We start from the raw sequence: 1,106 nt of genomic DNA on the forward strand, positions 1-1,106 counted from the left end.
CGGCGTAGCCGGTGGCCATGCCGTGCAGGCGCAGCGCCTTGAACGCCGCCATCAGCTCAGTCATGGGCCACCTCCGGACGCAGGTGGTCGTAGCGGGCGGTGTCGGCCAGCGGCGCGGTGGTCACGGTCAGGGCGGTTTCCACCCGCTCGGGCGGCGGCCCTTCGTGCAGCCGCGCCAGCAGGTTCAAGACGTGCTCGGCGCTGGGCCGGCCCGATTCCAGCGCCAGTTCCACCGCCACCAGCACCGCCTCCAGCCCGAACCGCGGCACCGCCGCCAGCACCTGCGCCATCACCCGGTCGCCGCCGGCGCGGCGCAGCAGGTGCCGGCTCAGCTGCCGTAGCGGCTCGGGCAACTCCACGAACGGCGCGCCGTTGCGCAGCGCCCCGGGCTTACGCTCAATCAGCGGCACGTAATGCCGCCAGTCGTAGACCACCCGGTCCCGGTCCAGCACCCGGGCATGCTCGGCCACGACCTGGCGGTTGGCCACCACCTTCACCCGCTCCGGGTACAGGTGCACCACCACCCGGTGCCCGGCCAGGGCGCAGGGCACCGAATAGCGGTTGCGCGCCACCGTCACCAGGCAGGTGCTCGACACCCGGGCTTCGGCCTCGACATAGCCGTCGAACGCCACCGGCACCGGCATCAGCTCGGGCTGCTCCAGCGCCAGCGCCTCGGCGATGCTCATGTCCCGGCAGTCCGGGTGCGGCGCCGTCCAGCCTTGCGTGCACTGTGTAGCCAGCCAGACGTTCAACTCGGCAAAGCTGGCCCAGCGCTGTTCCTGCGCCCGCTGCCAGATGCGCCGGCGGCCATCGAGCACGCCTTTCTCGACCCGGCCCTTCTCCCAGCCCGACGCCACGTTGCAGAAGTCCGGCTCGAACAGATAGTGCGTCGCCATCGCCAGGAACCGGTTGTTCACCTTGCGCGCCCGGTCCGGCCGCGGCGTCTTGTCCACCGCCGTCTTCATGTTGTCGTAGATGCCCCGGCGCGGCACGCCGCCCAGGCCCGTCAGGCACCGAAGGTGCGCGTCGAACAGCATCTCGTGGCCTTGGCCGGGGTAGGCCACCAGCCAGAACGCCCGGCTGGCGCACAGCTTCATGTGCGCCAC

At 71.6% G+C, this 1,106-nt stretch carries 1 protein-coding gene; it reads right to left on the reverse strand.

From position 1 onward, the window contains the following. Positions 1–56 precede the first annotated feature (56 nt). On the reverse strand, positions 57–1,106 hold a 1,050-nt coding region (gene istA / locus C6N40_RS13840; protein WP_106991606.1), incomplete at its 5' end, for an IS21 family transposase.

This window comes from Arenimonas caeni (assembly GCF_003024235.1).
GTDB lineage: Bacteria > Pseudomonadota > Gammaproteobacteria > Xanthomonadales > Xanthomonadaceae > Arenimonas > Arenimonas caeni.